Source organism: Cupriavidus sp. YAF13 (genome assembly GCF_052113425.1).
In the GTDB taxonomy this organism is placed as follows: domain Bacteria; phylum Pseudomonadota; class Gammaproteobacteria; order Burkholderiales; family Burkholderiaceae; genus Cupriavidus.
The window spans coordinates 1-14467 of sequence record NZ_JBFRDD010000010.1 but is presented as its reverse complement, the minus strand read 5'-3'; the positions used below and the strand labels follow the sequence as shown (position 1 = coordinate 14467).

The following is a 14467-nucleotide window of genomic DNA, read 5'->3' as shown; positions in this document are numbered from 1 at the left end:
GAACACACCAGCACTACGATCATGCGGCACCGCGTGTCGCATCACACCGCGATGAGCTCCCGCACGCCCTCCTCTTCCATCTCCGCGCCCTCGCCCCTTGCCACCACTTCGCCGCGGCTCATCACCACGTAATGATCCGCCAGGTGCCGGGCGAATTCGTAATATTGCTCCACCAGCAGCACCGTCATGCCGAACTCATCCACCAGCAGGCGCAGCGCCCGCCCGATGTCCTGGATGATCGAGGGCTGGATGCCTTCGGTCGGCTCGTCCAGGATCAGCAGTTCCGGCTCGCTCATCAGCGCGCGGCCGATCGCCAGCTGTTGCTGCTGGCCGCCGGAGAGATCGCCGCCGCGGCGCTGGCGCATGCTGCGCAGCACCGGAAACAATTGGTAAATGCGGTCCGGCACGCCCGACGGGCTCTTGAGGCTGGCCGCGCCGATCAGCAGGTTTTCTTCCACCGTCAGGCGCGGGAAGATCTCGCGGCCCTGCGGCACATAGGCCAGCCCCGMYGMYACGCGCTCGTACGGCGGCTTCTTCTCCAGCGCCTGCCCGGCCCAGCTGATGCTGCCGCTCTTGGTCGGCACCACGCCCATCAGGCATTTGAGCAAAGTGCTCTTGCCCACGCCGTTGCGGCCAAGCAAGGTCGTCAGCTTGCCTTGCGGCACCTCGAAGGTGACGTTGCGCAGGATGTGGCTGCCGCCGTAGAACTGGTTGAGTGCATTGACCTGCAACATAGTCTCGTTCCCTTTTTTTCGATCCGGCCCTGCGCCTAGCGGCCGAGATAGGATTCGATCACGCGCTCCTCGCGCTTGACGGCGTCGAGCGTGCCTTCGGCCAGCACGCTGCCCTCGGCCAGCACCGTCACCTTGCCCTCATCGCCGGCCAGTGCGGCAACGAACTCCATGTCGTGCTCCACCACCATCATCGAGCAGGTGCCGCGCAGGCTGTTAAGCAGCTTGGCCAGCTGCATGGTTTCTTCATCGGTCATGCCGGCCACCGGCTCGTCCAGCAGCAGCAACTGCGGCTTCTGCATCAGCAGCATGCCGATTTCCAGCCGCTGCTTCTGCCCGTGCGACAGCAAGCCGGCCGGGCGATAGGCCTCGTCCTCCAGCCCCGTCAGCGCCAGCGTTTCCTCGATGCGGCGATGCCCTTCGGCGCCCAGGCGCGCGCGCAATGAAGTGATCCAGCGCTTGTCACCCTTCGTCGCCAGTTCCAGGTTCTCCCACACTTCGTGCTGCTCGAACACGGTGGGCTTCTGGAACTTGCGGCCAATGCCGGTCTGCGCGATCTTGGGCTCGGTCATGCGCATCAGGTCGATGCTCTGGCCGAGGAACACGCGCCCGCTCACGTTGGCGTTGCGCGGCCCGGTCTTGCCGGTGATCACATCCATCATGGTGGTCTTGCCAGCGCCATTGGGCCCGATCACGCAGCGCAGCTCGCCGTGGTCGATCGACAGCGTGAGCTTGTTCAGCGCGCGGAAACCGTCGAACTGCACGGTCACGTCTTCCAGGTAAAGGATGGGGCCGTGCGAGACGTCGATGACGCCCGGCTCCATGACGCGGCCCAGCCCCGTGGTGCCGCCGCTTTCCGCCTGTTGTGCTCCCAGTGCTGCGTTCATGCTTCCCCTCCGCTGCGGGTGGCGGCAGCCGGCGCATTCGCCGCATTGCCCGGCGCGGCCTGCGGGCTTGCTCGCATGGCACGCGCGCGCTTGAGCAGGCCGATCACGCCATCCGGCATGTACAGCGTCACCAGCACGAACATCGCGCCCAGCAAGAACAGCCAGTACTCCGCGAAGTAAGCCGTGAACATGGTCTTGGCGCCGTTGACGATAAAGGCGCCGATGATCGGGCCGATCAGCGTGCCGCGTCCGCCCACGGCCACCCAAACCGCCATCTCGATGGAGTTGGCCGGGGACATCTCGCCCGGGTTGATGATGCCCACCTGCGGCACGTAAAGCGCGCCGGCGATGCCGCACAGCACGGCCGAAAAGGTCCACACGAACAGCTTGTAGCCAAGCGGGTTGTAACCCGAGAACATCACGCGCATCTCGGCGTCGCGGATCGCGGTCACGACCCGGCCGAGCTTGGACGTCACGATGTAGCGACAGGCGATGAAGCCGGCCAGCAGGGCAAGGAACGTCAGCACGAACAGCGCCGTGCGGGTCTGCGGCGCGGCCACGGCAAAGCCGGCGATGCGCTTGAAATCCGTGAAGCCATTATTGCCGCCAAAACCCGTCTCGTTACGGAAGAACAGCAGCATGGCGGCGTACGTCATGGCTTGCGTGATGATGGACAGGTACACGCCCTTGATGCGCGAGCGGAAGGCGAAGAAGCCGAACAGCCACGCCAGCACGCCCGGCACCAGCACCACCAGCAGCATCGCGTAACCGAGATGCTCGGTACCATGCCAGAACCACGGCATTTCCTTCCAGTCGAGGAACACCATGAAGTCGGGCAGGTCGCTCTTGTAGACGCCTTCGCGGCCAATGCTGCGCATCAGGTACATGCCCATGGCATAGCCGCCGAGCGCGAAGAACAAGCCGTGGCCGAGGCTGAGAATGCCGCAGTAGCCCCACACCAGGTCCAGCGCGATCGCGGCCAGCGCGAAGCACATGATCTTGCCGATCAGCGTCAGCGCATAGGCCGACAGATGCATGGGATGGCCTTCGGGCACCAGCAGCGCGCACACCGGCACGCCGATGCCCACCACCAGCGCGATCACCAGCAACGCCGTCCAGCTGCGCCCGGAGAACAGCGGCTGGCGCTCCGGCACGGCCAGCCGGAAACCCGCCGTGGATGGATTCGAGAGAGAAGTCTTCATCATGCCTCCGCGCTGCGCCCTTTGAGCGCGAACAGTCCCTGCGGGCGCTTCTGGATGAAGAGCACAATCAGCACCAGGACAAAGATCTTGGCCAGCACCGCGCCATAGAACGGCTCGATGAACTTGTTGATCAGGCCCAGCCCGAAAGCACCGATGATGGTGCCCGCGAGCTGCCCAACGCCGCCCAGCACCACCACCATGAAGGAATCGATGATGTAGGCTTGGCCAAGGTCGGGGCCGACATTGCCGATCTGCGACAGCGCGCAGCCGCCCAGGCCGGCGATGCCCGCGCCAAAGGCAAAGGCGTAGCTATCCACCTTCCAGGTGCGCACGCCAACGCAAGCCGCCATGGTGCGGTTCTGGGTGGTGGCCCGCACGAACAAGCCAAGGCGGGTACGGTTAAGCACGGCCCAGGCCACCGCCACCACCGCCAGCGCAAACACGATGATGACCATGCGGTTGTATGGCAGCACCATGCCGGGCAGCCATTCGATGCCGCCGCTCATCCAGGATGGATTGGCCACTTCCACGTTCTGCGCGCCAAACAGCGTGCGCACCGCCTGCATCAGCAGCAGGCTCACGCCGAAGGTGGCCAGCAGCGTTTCCAGCGGGCGGCCGTAGAGATGGCGCAGCACCAGCCGCTCCAGCACGAAGCCGACCACGGCGGAGGCGAGGAACGATGCGGGCAGCGCAAACAGCAGGTACCAGTCGAACGCGCTGGCAAAGTGCGCGCGGAACACACCCTGCACCATGTACGTGGCGTACGCGCCGATCATCAGGAATTCGCCCTGCGCCATGTTGATGACGCCGATCAGCCCGTAAGTGATGGCCAGCCCCAGTGCGGCGAGCAGCAGCACGCTGCCCAGGCTCAGGCCGGCGAAGAGGTTGCCGATCAGCTCGGCGCGGCGCTGGTCGCCGCGCAAGGCATCGAGCGCCTGCTGCGCGGCGCCGCGCAGTTCGGCGTCGGGCTCGCGAAATTTGCCGGCGGCGTCCTTTTCCAGCAGCGGCTGCAGCTTTTGGCGGCTCTGCGGATTGCTGTCGCGGCCGAGGATGCGGATGGCTTCGAGGCGATCGTCGCGGTTGCCCTCGGCCAGCACGATATTGGCCCAGATCACATCGAGCTTGGCGCGCAGGCCGGCATCGGCCTCGGCCTTGCGCGCGGCCTCCACCACCGGGCGCGATGCGCTGCCCGGCTGGTCCAGCAGCGTATTGACGGCCTGCGTGCGCACCGCCGCATCGGGCGATTGCAGCAGCGTGCTGCTGGCGGCGCTGTCCACCATCGCGCGCAGGCTGTTGTTCAGGGTGAGCGCTTCGAGCGCGTCGGGCTTGACCGTGACCGGCGTGCCGCTGATCGCGTCCACCAGCTTGTCGCCGTCCTGGCGCACCATGCCGACGCCCGGCGCATATTGCAGCGTATCGTCCTGCAAGGCCTTGAGGATGGGGCCGGCCTGCGCCACCGGCGCCTTGGTCAGTGCGGTGATCGCGGCGGTCTTGGCGTCGAAGTCGTCTTCGGCCAGTGGCTTCAGGTCGGCCTGCGTGAGCGGCGCGGCCCACAGCGGGCACGCGGCCAGCAGGAGCAGCGCGGCCAGCATGGCGCGCAAACGTGAAGCGAGAGAGAACGATAAGGGTCGGTGCATAAGGTTTGCGAGTCGCGCGCGGCGAAGCACGCGCGTCACCTTGATCGGCGTGACGATTTGCCGCCACCGCACCGAAGCGGCGGACAGCATGCGAGGAGGCAAAGACACTGCCTGGCGCCCTCCTCTCCCTCCCCTCCCTCACCAGCCACGAGGCAAGCGGGAGAGCAGGAGAGCGCCAAGCGGGCGCCCTGCTTACATCACCTTGTCCGGCTTGCCTTCGTTACCCGCGATGAACGGGCTCCACGGCTGCGCACGCACGGCCTTGGGCGTCTTCCACACGACCGTGAACTGGCCATCGCCCTTGATCTCGCCGATCATCACCGGCTTGTACAGGTGATGGTTCTCGCCCATGGTCAGGGTGAAGCCGTCCGGCGCCTTGAAGGTCTGGCCATACATCGCGGCACGCACCTTGTCGGGATCGGTCGTACCGGCCTTCTTGACAGCTTGTGCCCACATATGGATGCCCACATAGGTGGCTTCCATCGGGTCGTTGGTCACGCGCTTGTCGCCGCCCGGCAGGTTGTTCGCCTTGACCCACGCCGCCCATTGCTTCTTGAAGGCTTCGTTTTCAGGGTTCTTGACCGACATGAAGTAGTTCCATGCGGCCAGGTGGCCCACCAGCGGCTTGGTGTCGATGCCGCGCAGTTCTTCCTCGCCCACCGAGAACGCCACGACCGGCACGTCCTTGGCCTTCAGGCCGGCGTTGCCCAGCTCCTTGTAGAAGGGCACGTTGGAGTCACCGTTGATGGTGGAGATCACGGCGGTCTTGCCGCCTTGCGAGAACTTCTTGATGTTGGCGACAATGGTCTGGTAATCGCTGTGGCCAAACGGCGTGTAGACCTCTTCGATATCCTTGTCCGCCACGCCCTTGCTCTTCAGGAAGGCACGCAGGATCTTGTTGGTGGTGCGCGGGTAGACGTAGTCGGTGCCAAGCAGGAAGAAGCGCTTGGCGCCGCCGCCTTCCTTGCTCATCAGGTATTCCACCGCGGGAATGGCCTGCTGGTTGGGCGCCGCGCCGGTGTAGAAGACGTTCTTGGACATCTCCTCGCCTTCGTACTGCACCGGATRGAACAGCAGCGAATTCAGCTCTTCATAAACAGGCAGCACCGACTTGCGCGAGACCGAGGTCCAGCAGCCGAACGTGACGGCAACCTTGTCCTTGGTGATCAGCTGGCGCGCCTTCTCGGCGAACAGCGGCCAGTTGGAAGCGGGATCGACCACGACCGGCTCAAGCTTGCGGCCAAGCACGCCGCCGCTCTTGTTGATCTCGTCGATGGTCATCAGCGCCACGTCCTTGAGCGAAGTCTCGGAAATGGCCATGGTGCCGGACAGCGAATGCAGGATACCGATCTTGATCGGTTCCTTGGACTGCGCCAATGCCAGCGGGCTCACGCCTGCCGTTGCAAACAAGGCCGCGGCGGCTACCGCCGACAGCTTCAGCATGTCACGTCTTTTCATTGCAGCTCCCAGATTGTCGTGTTGGATAAAGGAACAACGCACCCCGGGTATCTCTTCTGCAACTAGCATGCCATGGCATACAAGCTTGTATACAAGACTGTGTACACGGCCTGGCGTGCCTCCAGAGGCCGCCCGGCCGCCCATCGCACCACGATAGTGCGCAAGCGTCACGCACCAAGCCTGTGCGCCGCCGCCGGCTGATTCAGATTGGGGCACATGGCGGCACGCATGTTGCGCCGTGACTTGCCCGAATCCGCAATCGGCTCTAAGGTGGCCTCTCGATTGCGGGCCACGGCGTCGCCGCACGCGCCGCGACTACCCATAAAAAAGCACGACGGAGACAGCCCATTGAAAGCGTCAACGACGCCCGACGCGGACCAGATCGTCATCCTCGGCGCCGGCGTGGCCGGCATGTGCATGGGCATCAAGCTCAAGCAAGCCGGCATCCATGACTTTGTCGTGCTGGAGAAGGCCGGCACGGTGGGCGGCACCTGGCGGGACAACACCTACCCGGGTTGCGGCTGCGACATTCCCTCCCATCTTTATAGTTTTTCGTTCGCGCCCAAGCCGGACTGGTCCAGCGCATACTCGCCCCAGCCGGAGATCCATCGCTACCTGCAGCACTGCGCCGAGCGCTTCGGGCTGCTCGGGCATATCCGTTTCGGCACGGAGGTCACCGAGGCGCGCTACGACGCCGCCGCCTGCCTGTGGCGGGTGAGCACCAGCAACGGCGACACCATCGCCGCGCGCATCCTCGTCAGCGGCACCGGACAGCTCAACCGCCCGCTGGCGCCAGACATTGCAGGGCTGGACCGCTTTGCCGGCACGGCCTTCCATTCCGCGCGCTGGCGGCATGACGCCGATCTGCGCGGCAAGCAGGTCGCGGTGATCGGCAATGGCGCCAGCGCGCTGCAGTTCATCCCGCGCATCGCGCCGGAAGCGGGCAAGCTGACGGTATTCCAGCGCAGTGCCAACTGGGTGCTGCCGCGCAATGGCGAGGCCTATACGTCCGGACAACAAGCGCGCTTCGAACGCCACCCGTGGACGGCCCGGCTGCATCGCTGGCACCTCTACCTGCAGCGTGAACTGCGCTTCGGGCGCATGCAGCGGGACAGCGGCCGCAACCGGGAACTGGAAACGCTGGCGCGCCGCTACCTCGCGCACATGATTCCCGACCCGGTGCTGCGCGCCAAGCTCACGCCCGACTACCCGATCGGCTGCAAGCGCATCCTGATCTCCGACGATTTCTACCAGGCGCTCAAGCGGCCGAACGTCCATGTCGAGACCGCCCGCATCGAGCGCGTCGAAGCCGACGCCGTGGTCACCGCCGACGGCACCAGGCATCGGGCCGACGCCATCGTCTTCGCCACCGGCTTCGACGCCCGCTCCTTCCTCGCGCCGATCCGCATCACCGGCCGCCACGGCCGCACCCTGGCCGATCAGTGGCGCGAGGGTCCGGAGGCGTATCTCGGCATGACGGCGCCTGGATTTCCCAACCTGTTCGTGCTGTACGGCCCCAATACCAACCTGGGCCATAACTCCATCATTTTCATGCTCGAGTGCCAGGCGCGCTATGTCCTGCAGTGCATCCAGGCCTGCCGCGCGGCGCGCTTCGCCTCGATAGAGGTGCGCCCGGAGGTGGTGACGCGCTTCAACCAGGCGTTGCAGGCGGCCATCGGCCAGACCGCGTGGGCAGGCTCGTGCAGCAGTTGGTACAAGTCGGCCAGCGGCAGGGTCATCAACAACTGGTCGAGCCATGCCACGGCCTATTGGTGGAAGACGCGCAAGCCGGACTGGGGGCACTTCATGCTGCGCCATGCCGGCGAGCGGCCCTAGCATCGCCCGGCCGCCGGCGCCTGCCACATCAACGACATCGATTGCGTTGACATCCACCGTACGCAGCCCGTCAAAAGAACCCAAGGGAGTTCGACATGCAACGCCTGGAAATCGCGTCGGAGCCTATCCGAACCAGCCTGATCGAGGCCGGCACCGGACGGCCGACTCTTCTCGTACACGGCACCAGTTCCAGCGCGGAAACCAACTGGGCCGCCCTGCTGCCCGGGCTCGCGCTGCGCAGGCGCTGCCTGGCGCTGGACCTTGCGGGCTCTGGCGAAACCCGTGACGACGGCGCGCCGCTGACGCTCGATGCGCTGGTCGGACAGGTGCGCGACTGCATGGCGCTGGCGGGCGACCTGCCCGTGGACCTGGTCGGTTATTCGCTAGGCGGCGTGGTGGCCGCCGCCGCGGCCGCGCTGATGCCTGAGCGCGTGCGGCGCCTGGTCTTGTTCGGCGCCTGGGCGCGGACCGATAGCCGCATGCGCCTGCTATTTAGGCTGTGGCAATCGCTGGCGCGCTCGGACCGCCATCAACTGGCGCGCATGCTCCTGCTCAATGGCGTATCGGAGGGCTTCATCGCGTGCATGGACGACGCCACCGTCGAGGGCATGCTGCGGCGCTTCGGCGCGGGCCTGGCGCCCGGCAGCGACCGCCAGGCCGGGCTCGACGCCGTCATCGACGTCACGCCGCTGTTGCCCCGCATCCGCGCCGCCACGCTCGTGATCGGCATGCGCCACGACCAGATGGTGCCGCCGGCGCATTGCCGCGCGCTCGCCGCGGCGATCAGCGGCGCCAGCTACGCGGAGATCGACAGCGGGCACCTGGTGATGCTGGAACAGCCCGAGCGCCTGCTCGCACTGATCGAGCAGCACCTGGATTCAGCGACCACCACGACAAACGAGCGCCAAGCCAACACGTTGAACCGATCCTAAGGCCGACCGATGAAACCACTTGCCTCCTACCAGCCACGCAGCGCCTGGGCCATGGCCTCGATGCTGACCTGGCTTTCGCTGATCAACTTCCTCGACAAGATCGTGCTGGGCATGGTCGCCGTGCCGCTGATGGCAGACCTGAAGCTGCCGCCGGCCGAGTTCGGCCTGATCGCCAGCAGCTTCTTCTGGCTGTTCTCGCTATCCACCGTGCTGGTCGGCTTTCTGTCCAATCGCGTGGCCGCGCGCTGGCTGCTGCTGGCGATGGGCTTGTCGTGGGCCGTGCTGCAGGTCCCGCTGGCGCTGGCGGGATCGGCCATGACCATCCTAGTGTGCCGCATGCTGCTTGGCGCGGCCGAAGGGCCGGCCTTCCCGATCTCCGTGCACGCGCTATTCAAATGGTTTCCGGACCACAAGCGCAACCTGCCGGTGGCGATGATCAACCAGGGGGCCACCGTAGGCCTGCTGCTGGCTGGACTGCTGATCCCGCTGGTGACGATCCGATGGGGCTGGCGCGCCAATTTCATGATCCTGGCCGGCATCGGCATGGCGTGGAGCGCAATGTGGCTCTGCGTGGGACGCGAGGGACCGCTCACGCAGGCAAGCGCACCACGCGCCGGCACCGCGGCCACGCCCGTGCGCCTGCCCTACCGGCGCATCTTCCGCGACCCGACCGTGCTGGCCTGCCTGGCCATTGGCTTTTGCGCATACTGGGCGTTGGCGCTGGGGCTGACCTGGCTGCCCGCCTACCTGGAAAAAGGCCTGGGCTTCGATCCGGTCACCACCGGGCGCTGGTATGCGGCCATCGTGGCCTCGGCCATGCCCGTTACGCTGATCCTCAGCTGGTTGTCGCAGCGCATGCTGCGCGCAGGCGCATCGTCGCGGCTCGCGCGCGGCGTGCTCATCTCGGTGGCCGCGCTGGCAGGCGGCGGCGTGTACCTGGCGATCGCCTCGATCACGCTGGCGCCAGTGCCCAAGACCTTGCTGATTGCCGTGGCGGCATGCCTGCCGCCCGTGGCGTTCGCCCTGACCCCGGCCATGCTCGCGCAGATCGTGCCGGAGGGCCAGCGCGGCAGCGTGTTGTCGATCCACACGGCGCTGATCACGCTGGCCGGCATCCTGGCGCCGGCGGTGGTGGGGCAACTGGTGCAGCGCCATGGCATGAACGGCGGCTTTGAAGCGGGCTTCACGATCAACGCCCTGCTGCTGCTGGCAAGTGGCGTGATTGGCTTGTGCTGGATCAATCCCGAGCGTTCCGCAAAGGCGCTGGCGGCCTCGCCGCAAGACATAGCGTCCGCGCGTTTGCCGGCCTGAACCGCGCCTGGCGGAACAACCTCAACCAGACCGCGCCGGCCGTGGCGGCCGTCGCGGCCAGTCTGGCTTACGAGTAGCGGCGGCTGATGGATTCCGCCACGCACACCGGCCGCTCGCTGCCCTCGCGCTCCACCGTGACTTCCCAGGTGGACTGGGCGCCAACCAGCGCGGGCGTGTTCGGCAGAGGCTCCAGGCGCTCCACCGAGAGCAGCTTCACGCGGGCGCGCAGGCGGCTGCCAACCGGCACCGGCGCGGTAAAGCGCACGCGGTTCAGGCCATAGTTGACGCCCATCTTCACGCCCGGCATATCGAGCGCGTTGTGCATGAATGCCGGCAGCAGCGACAACGTCAGGAAGCCATGGGCCACCGGCCCGCCGAACGGCGATTCGCGGCGGGCACGCTCCACGTCGACGTGAATCCATTGGTGATCGCCAGTGGCTTCGGCGAACTGGTTGACCTGCTGCTGGGTGATCTCGATCCAGTCGCTGATGGCCACTTCCTGGCCCTGCAGGCTTTCCAGTTCTTCGAGCGAAGCGATGGTACGCATGGTGTCTCCTTGTTGTACGAGTTATCTGTAGAAGCCGGGATGGCCGGGATGATGCTTGAGAATCGTCAGGCGGGCCGCCGTCCGTACATGCCCATGCCCTTGACGGTGCAGACCAGTTCGCCGCGCTGGTTGGTGGCTTCCCATTGCGTGTGCACCACGCCGCGGTCCGGCTTGGACGAGGAAGCGCGCGCATCCAGCACCACCAGCGACACGCGCAGCGTATCGCCCGCATAGACCGGCTTGAGCCAGCGGATCTCATCCACGCCGGGCGAGCCCATGCTGGCGGCCTTGGAGGTCATGTTGTCCACCAGCAGGCGCATCATGATCGAGCAGGTCATCCAGCCGCTGGAGATCAGGTTCTTGTAGATGCTTTTTTGCGCGGCTTCCTTGTCGATGTGGATGGGCTGGGGATCATACTGGCGGGCAAAGGTCAGGATCTCCTCCTCCGTCACCAGGTGGGACCCGAGGTCGCGCTTGCTGCCGACGGCGAAATCTTCGAAATACAGGGTGGACATGAATCGCTCCGTCAACAATGAATGCGAGATGCAAATTGCGAGGTGGGAGAATCGCAGCAAAAGATACGAGGTCAACTCATAACAAAAAACCGCGCCTCGGACAACCGGCGCGGTTCTTTGATTCAACCTGGATCAGACCGTTTCCAGGAAGCCCGGCTGTGCCGCGAAGCGCGACAGGTGATGATCGACATCCCCGAAGGTGGTGTTGATCAGCGTCAGGCGCTTGAACATGTGCGCCGCCGGCAGTTCGTCGGTGACGCCCATGCCGCCGTGGATCTGCACGGCCTCCTGGCCGACCGAGCGAGCCGCCTGGCCCACGCGTGCCTTGGCCGCCGAGGCAAAGCGACGGCGTTCTTCCGGGCTGGCCTCGTCGAACTTGGCGGCAGCCAGCAGCGTGATGGAACGCGATTGCTCGGCGTGGATAAACATCTCCACCATGCGGTGCTGCAGCGCCTGGAAGCGCGCGATCGGCACGCCGAACTGCTGGCGGGTCTTGGCGTATTCCAGCGTGGCGGCGTTGAGCGTGTCCATCACGCCAACGGCTTCTGCGCACAGCAGCACGGCGGCGTAGTCAGCCACCTGCTCGATCAGCGCGAACGCCGCGCCTTCGGTGCCCAGCAGCTCGCCCTGTGCGTCCTTGAAGGTGATATCGGCCGCGCGCAGGTTGTCGATGGTGCGGTAGTCGGTGATGCTGACGCCGGCCGCCTTCGGGTCCACCAGGAACAGCGAAATGCCATTGGTGTCGGCGTCGGCGCCGCTGGTGCGCGCCGAGACGACCAGCTTGCCGGCTTGCGCGCCGTGAATCGTCACGACCTTGCGGCCATTGAGCTTGCCGCCCTTGGCCGTCACGCGCACGTCGTTGAGCGCATAGCGGGCATGCGGCTCGTTGAAGGCGGTGGCCAGCTTCAGCTCGCCGCCGGCAACCTGCTCCAGCAGCGCGTCCTGGCCGCCGGCCAGCTTGAGCGCGTAGGCGGCAACCACGGTGGCGAAGTACGGCTCGACCACCAGGCCGCGGCCCAGCTCCTGCATCACCACCATCATGTCGATGGGCGTGCCCGAGAAGCCACCCTGCGCTTCCGGCACCGGCAGCGCGGTCAGGCCGAGCTCCACCAGCGCGCCCCAGGCGGCATCGCTATGGCCGGCTTCGGCCTTGATGCCCTTCTTGCGGGTCTCGAAATCGTAGTCTTTGTCGATGAAGCGGTGGACGGCGTCAGCCAGTTGCTTCTGTTCGTCGCTGAGATTGAAGTTCATATCGCGTGTCTCCTCACAGCCCCAGGATCATCTGGCTGATGATGTTCTTCTGAATTTCGTTGGACCCGCCGTAGATGGAGGTCTTGCGATAGTTGAAGTAGTAAGCGGCCAGCGGCGCGGCGTCGTCGTAGCCGGTCACCGCGTGTTCGTGTTCGCATTCCAGGTAGGCGGTGTCGAACGGCTGGGCGTAGGGGCCGACGGCCTCCACCATCAGCTCGGTCAGCATCTGCTGGATCTCGGTGCCCTTGATCTTGAGCATCGATGCCTCGGGGCCGGGGCCCTTGCCGGCGCTCTCGCTCGACACCACGCGCAGCACGGTCAACTCCAGCGCCATCAGCTCGATTTCCAGCGCGGCAACCTTGGCGCCGAACAGCGGGTCTTCCAGCAGCGGGCGGCCGTTCTTCTGCTGTTGCTTGGCCACGCGCTTGAGGAAGCCCAGCTCGCGCTTGGAGTTGCCCACGCGGGCGATGCCGGTGCGCTCATGGCCGAGCAGGTACTTGGCGTAGGTCCAGCCGCGGTTTTCTTCGCCGACACGGTTCTCCACCGGCACCTGGACGTTGTCGAAGAACACTTCGTTCACTTCATGCTCTTCGTCGAGCATGATGATCGGGCGCACGGTGATGCCCGGGGTCTTCATGTCGATCAGCAGGAAGGAGATACCCTCTTGCTTCTTGGCTTCGAAATCGGTGCGGACCAGGCAGAAGATCATGTCCGCGTGCTGGCCGAGCGTGGTCCAGGTCTTCTGGCCGTTGACGATGTAGTGCTTGCCGTCCGAGGTCAGCTCGGCACGGGTCTTCAGCGACGCCAGGTCGGAACCCGAGCCCGGCTCGGAGTAACCCTGGCACCACCAGTCGGTGCAATCCAGGATGCGCGGCAGGTAGTAGCTCTTCTGCGCTTCACTGCCGTACTTCATGATCACGGGCGCGACCATGGCCACGCCGAAAGGCAGCACGCCAGGCGCGCCGACGCGGGCATTTTCCTCGTCCCAGATGTGGCGCTGCGTGGCATTCCAGCCCGTGCCGCCATACTGCACCGGCCAGTGCGGCGCGGACCAGCCACGGCCCGCCAGCAGCTTGTGCCAGCGCACCAGGTCGTCGCGGTTGGGGCGGCGGTGGTTCAGAATCTTGCTGCTGATTTCCGCCGGCAGGTTGGCCTCCAGCCAGCCGCGCACTTCGGCGCGGAAGGCATCGTCGGACGCCGAATAGTTGAGATCCATGCCCGTCTCCAGTGATGCCGGTGTGAGACCGGCAGTTTGTTCTAGCTAGCGCGTCATGCGCCGGCAAGAACACTGCCTTGGGCACAGGACGCTATTCAGTGAGCCGTCTGCTTGAGCGCATCCGGCACCACGAGCTGGAAAGTATCGATGCCTTCTTCGGCAAGGGCCTGCACTTCGTCCGGCGACGCCGTGCCGCGGATCCCGCGTTCCGGCGCTTCGTCGTAGTGCATGCGCCTGGCCTCTTCGGCAAAGCGTTCACCCACATCCTCGGTCTGCGCCAGCACCTGCCTTACCGCCTTCAGGTAAAGCGACTGCAGTGTCGCCGGCGCCGCAGGGGCCTTCACCCCGGCCGGCTTGCCCGCCGGCGCGGCGGCCGCTCCCGAGAGATTCAGGCGCGGCGCGCTGGGCAGCCGGGTGATGGCATGGTCTTCGCAGACCGGACATTGGACGAGATTTTGCGAAATCTGCGATTGCGCGTCGTCCTCCGAAGCAAACCAGCCCTCGAAACGATGGTCTTGCGCGCAGCGCAGGTCGAGCACCTTCATGATGTTTCCAGCCCGTCGAAAGCTATAGTATCCGCGAAACGGAATTTTGTGAACGGTCGTGCTAATTTTTTTGCAGCCATTATGTGTGCCCTTGGCGGGGAGTCTTGTGTAAAAGGGTGACGAGGTATGGCTGCGATCACACGGTTAAATGGGATTTTACGCCGTTACGGCTGCGGTGGCTTTTGCGCCTGAGGTGCCATACGACGTTGCCGTGCGGGGTTGGTTGCTGTTTCTTTGGGCGGCGATGGTTTTTGCACCCAAGGGCCATACGACATCCCCCTGCGGGGGCTGCCGGTCACTTTTCTTTGACCGGCAAAGAAAACTAACGAAAAGAAAGCCGCCCTGCCGGGAGCAGAGCAATCAGCAGAGCAATCAGGCTGTTTGGGCCTCGGTGGTTGC

The 14467-nt window shown here is 65.4% G+C and carries 14 protein-coding genes; 4 read left to right on the top strand and 10 right to left on the bottom strand.

The genetic code is table 11. From position 1 onward, the window contains the following. Positions 1-41 precede the first annotated feature (41 nt). The 5 genes from urtE to urtA form a co-directional block, all read right to left on the bottom strand. Entirely contained in the window at positions 42-734 is a 693-nt protein-coding gene (gene urtE, locus AB4061_RS10690) for an urea ABC transporter ATP-binding subunit UrtE (RefSeq protein WP_441633507.1), read from the bottom strand. 35 nt (positions 735-769) lie between these two features. Further along, entirely contained in the window at positions 770-1618 is an 849-nt protein-coding gene (gene urtD / locus AB4061_RS10685) for an urea ABC transporter ATP-binding protein UrtD (protein WP_441633505.1), read from the bottom strand. Beyond that, a complete protein-coding gene (gene urtC / locus AB4061_RS10680; RefSeq protein WP_441633758.1) occupies positions 1615-2820 on the bottom strand; it encodes an urea ABC transporter permease subunit UrtC in 1206 nt (401 codons plus the stop codon). The genes urtD and urtC overlap by 4 nt, the downstream gene beginning before the upstream one ends. Next, positions 2820-4457 (bottom strand): urea ABC transporter permease subunit UrtB, encoded by a 1638-nt coding sequence (gene urtB, locus AB4061_RS10675; RefSeq protein ID WP_441633503.1) that lies wholly within the window; start codon positions 4455-4457, stop codon positions 2820-2822. Before urtB ends, urtC begins: the two co-directional genes overlap by 1 nt. A gap of 192 nt (positions 4458-4649) precedes the next feature. Further along, positions 4650-5915: an urea ABC transporter substrate-binding protein gene (urtA, locus tag AB4061_RS10670; protein ID WP_441633501.1), complete on the bottom strand. Its 1266-nt coding sequence runs from the start codon at positions 5913-5915 to the stop codon at positions 4650-4652. A gap of 348 nt (positions 5916-6263) precedes the next feature. Here urtA and AB4061_RS10665 point away from each other — a divergent pair, with 348 nt between their 5' ends. The 3 genes from AB4061_RS10665 to AB4061_RS10655 all read left to right on the top strand — a co-directional run bounded on the left by AB4061_RS10665 (position 6264) and on the right by AB4061_RS10655 (position 9994). After that, entirely contained in the window at positions 6264-7751 is a 1488-nt protein-coding gene (locus AB4061_RS10665; protein WP_441633499.1) for a flavin-containing monooxygenase, read from the top strand. A gap of 95 nt (positions 7752-7846) precedes the next feature. After that, positions 7847-8683: an alpha/beta fold hydrolase gene (locus AB4061_RS10660; RefSeq protein WP_441633497.1), complete on the top strand. Its 837-nt coding sequence runs from the start codon at positions 7847-7849 to the stop codon at positions 8681-8683. A gap of 9 nt (positions 8684-8692) precedes the next feature. Beyond that, complete coding sequence (locus AB4061_RS10655) at positions 8693-9994, top strand: MFS transporter (protein ID WP_441633495.1); 1302 nt, start codon at positions 8693-8695, stop codon at positions 9992-9994. A 67-nt stretch (positions 9995-10061) separates the two neighbouring features. Here the strand turns inward: AB4061_RS10655 and AB4061_RS10650 are convergent, their stop codons facing one another. From AB4061_RS10650 to AB4061_RS10630, 5 genes are all read right to left on the bottom strand, one after another. After that, the gene (locus tag AB4061_RS10650; RefSeq protein WP_441633493.1) at positions 10062-10541 is read right to left on the bottom strand and encodes a MaoC family dehydratase; all 480 of its coding nucleotides are present in this window, start codon (positions 10539-10541) and stop codon (positions 10062-10064) included. Between the two features lie 65 nt (positions 10542-10606). Further along, the gene (locus AB4061_RS10645; protein WP_441633491.1) at positions 10607-11056 is read right to left on the bottom strand and encodes a MaoC family dehydratase; all 450 of its coding nucleotides are present in this window, start codon (positions 11054-11056) and stop codon (positions 10607-10609) included. A gap of 132 nt (positions 11057-11188) precedes the next feature. Then, positions 11189-12307 carry an acyl-CoA dehydrogenase family protein gene (locus tag AB4061_RS10640; protein WP_441633489.1) on the bottom strand — a complete coding sequence of 373 codons (1119 nt, stop codon included), beginning with the start codon at positions 12305-12307 and terminating at the stop codon, positions 11189-11191. A gap of 13 nt (positions 12308-12320) precedes the next feature. Further along, a complete protein-coding gene (locus AB4061_RS10635) occupies positions 12321-13523 on the bottom strand; it encodes an acyl-CoA dehydrogenase family protein (RefSeq protein ID WP_043344761.1) in 1203 nt (400 codons plus the stop codon). Positions 13524-13618: 95 nt separating this feature from the next. Beyond that, complete coding sequence (locus AB4061_RS10630) at positions 13619-14068, bottom strand: DUF1178 family protein (protein WP_441633487.1); 450 nt, start codon at positions 14066-14068, stop codon at positions 13619-13621. 148 nt (positions 14069-14216) lie between these two features. Between AB4061_RS10630 and AB4061_RS10625 the strand changes: the two genes are divergently transcribed. After that, on the top strand, positions 14217-14467 hold a 251-nt coding region (locus tag AB4061_RS10625), incomplete at its 3' end, for a hypothetical protein (RefSeq protein WP_441633485.1).

Bases quoted from the DNA above. Each gene is read 5' to 3' on its own strand.
- urtD (WP_441633505.1), bottom strand. From the start codon at position 1,618: ATGAACGCAGCACTGGGAGCACAACAGGCGGAAAGCGGCGGCACCACG.
- urtC (WP_441633758.1), bottom strand. From the start codon at position 2,820: ATGAAGACTTCTCTCTCGAATCCATCCACGGCGGGTTTCCGGCTGGCC.
- urtB (WP_441633503.1), bottom strand. From the start codon at position 4,457: ATGCACCGACCCTTATCGTTCTCTCTCGCTTCACGTTTGCGCGCCATG.
- AB4061_RS10660 (WP_441633497.1), top strand. From the start codon at position 7,847: ATGCAACGCCTGGAAATCGCGTCGGAGCCTATCCGAACCAGCCTGATC.
- AB4061_RS10655 (WP_441633495.1), top strand. From the start codon at position 8,693: ATGAAACCACTTGCCTCCTACCAGCCACGCAGCGCCTGGGCCATGGCC.
- AB4061_RS10650 (WP_441633493.1), bottom strand. From the start codon at position 10,541: ATGCGTACCATCGCTTCGCTCGAAGAACTGGAAAGCCTGCAGGGCCAG.
- AB4061_RS10645 (WP_441633491.1), bottom strand. From the start codon at position 11,056: ATGTCCACCCTGTATTTCGAAGATTTCGCCGTCGGCAGCAAGCGCGAC.
- AB4061_RS10640 (WP_441633489.1), bottom strand. From the start codon at position 12,307: ATGAACTTCAATCTCAGCGACGAACAGAAGCAACTGGCTGACGCCGTC.
- AB4061_RS10635 (WP_043344761.1), bottom strand. From the start codon at position 13,523: ATGGATCTCAACTATTCGGCGTCCGACGATGCCTTCCGCGCCGAAGTG.
- AB4061_RS10630 (WP_441633487.1), bottom strand. From the start codon at position 14,068: ATGAAGGTGCTCGACCTGCGCTGCGCGCAAGACCATCGTTTCGAGGGC.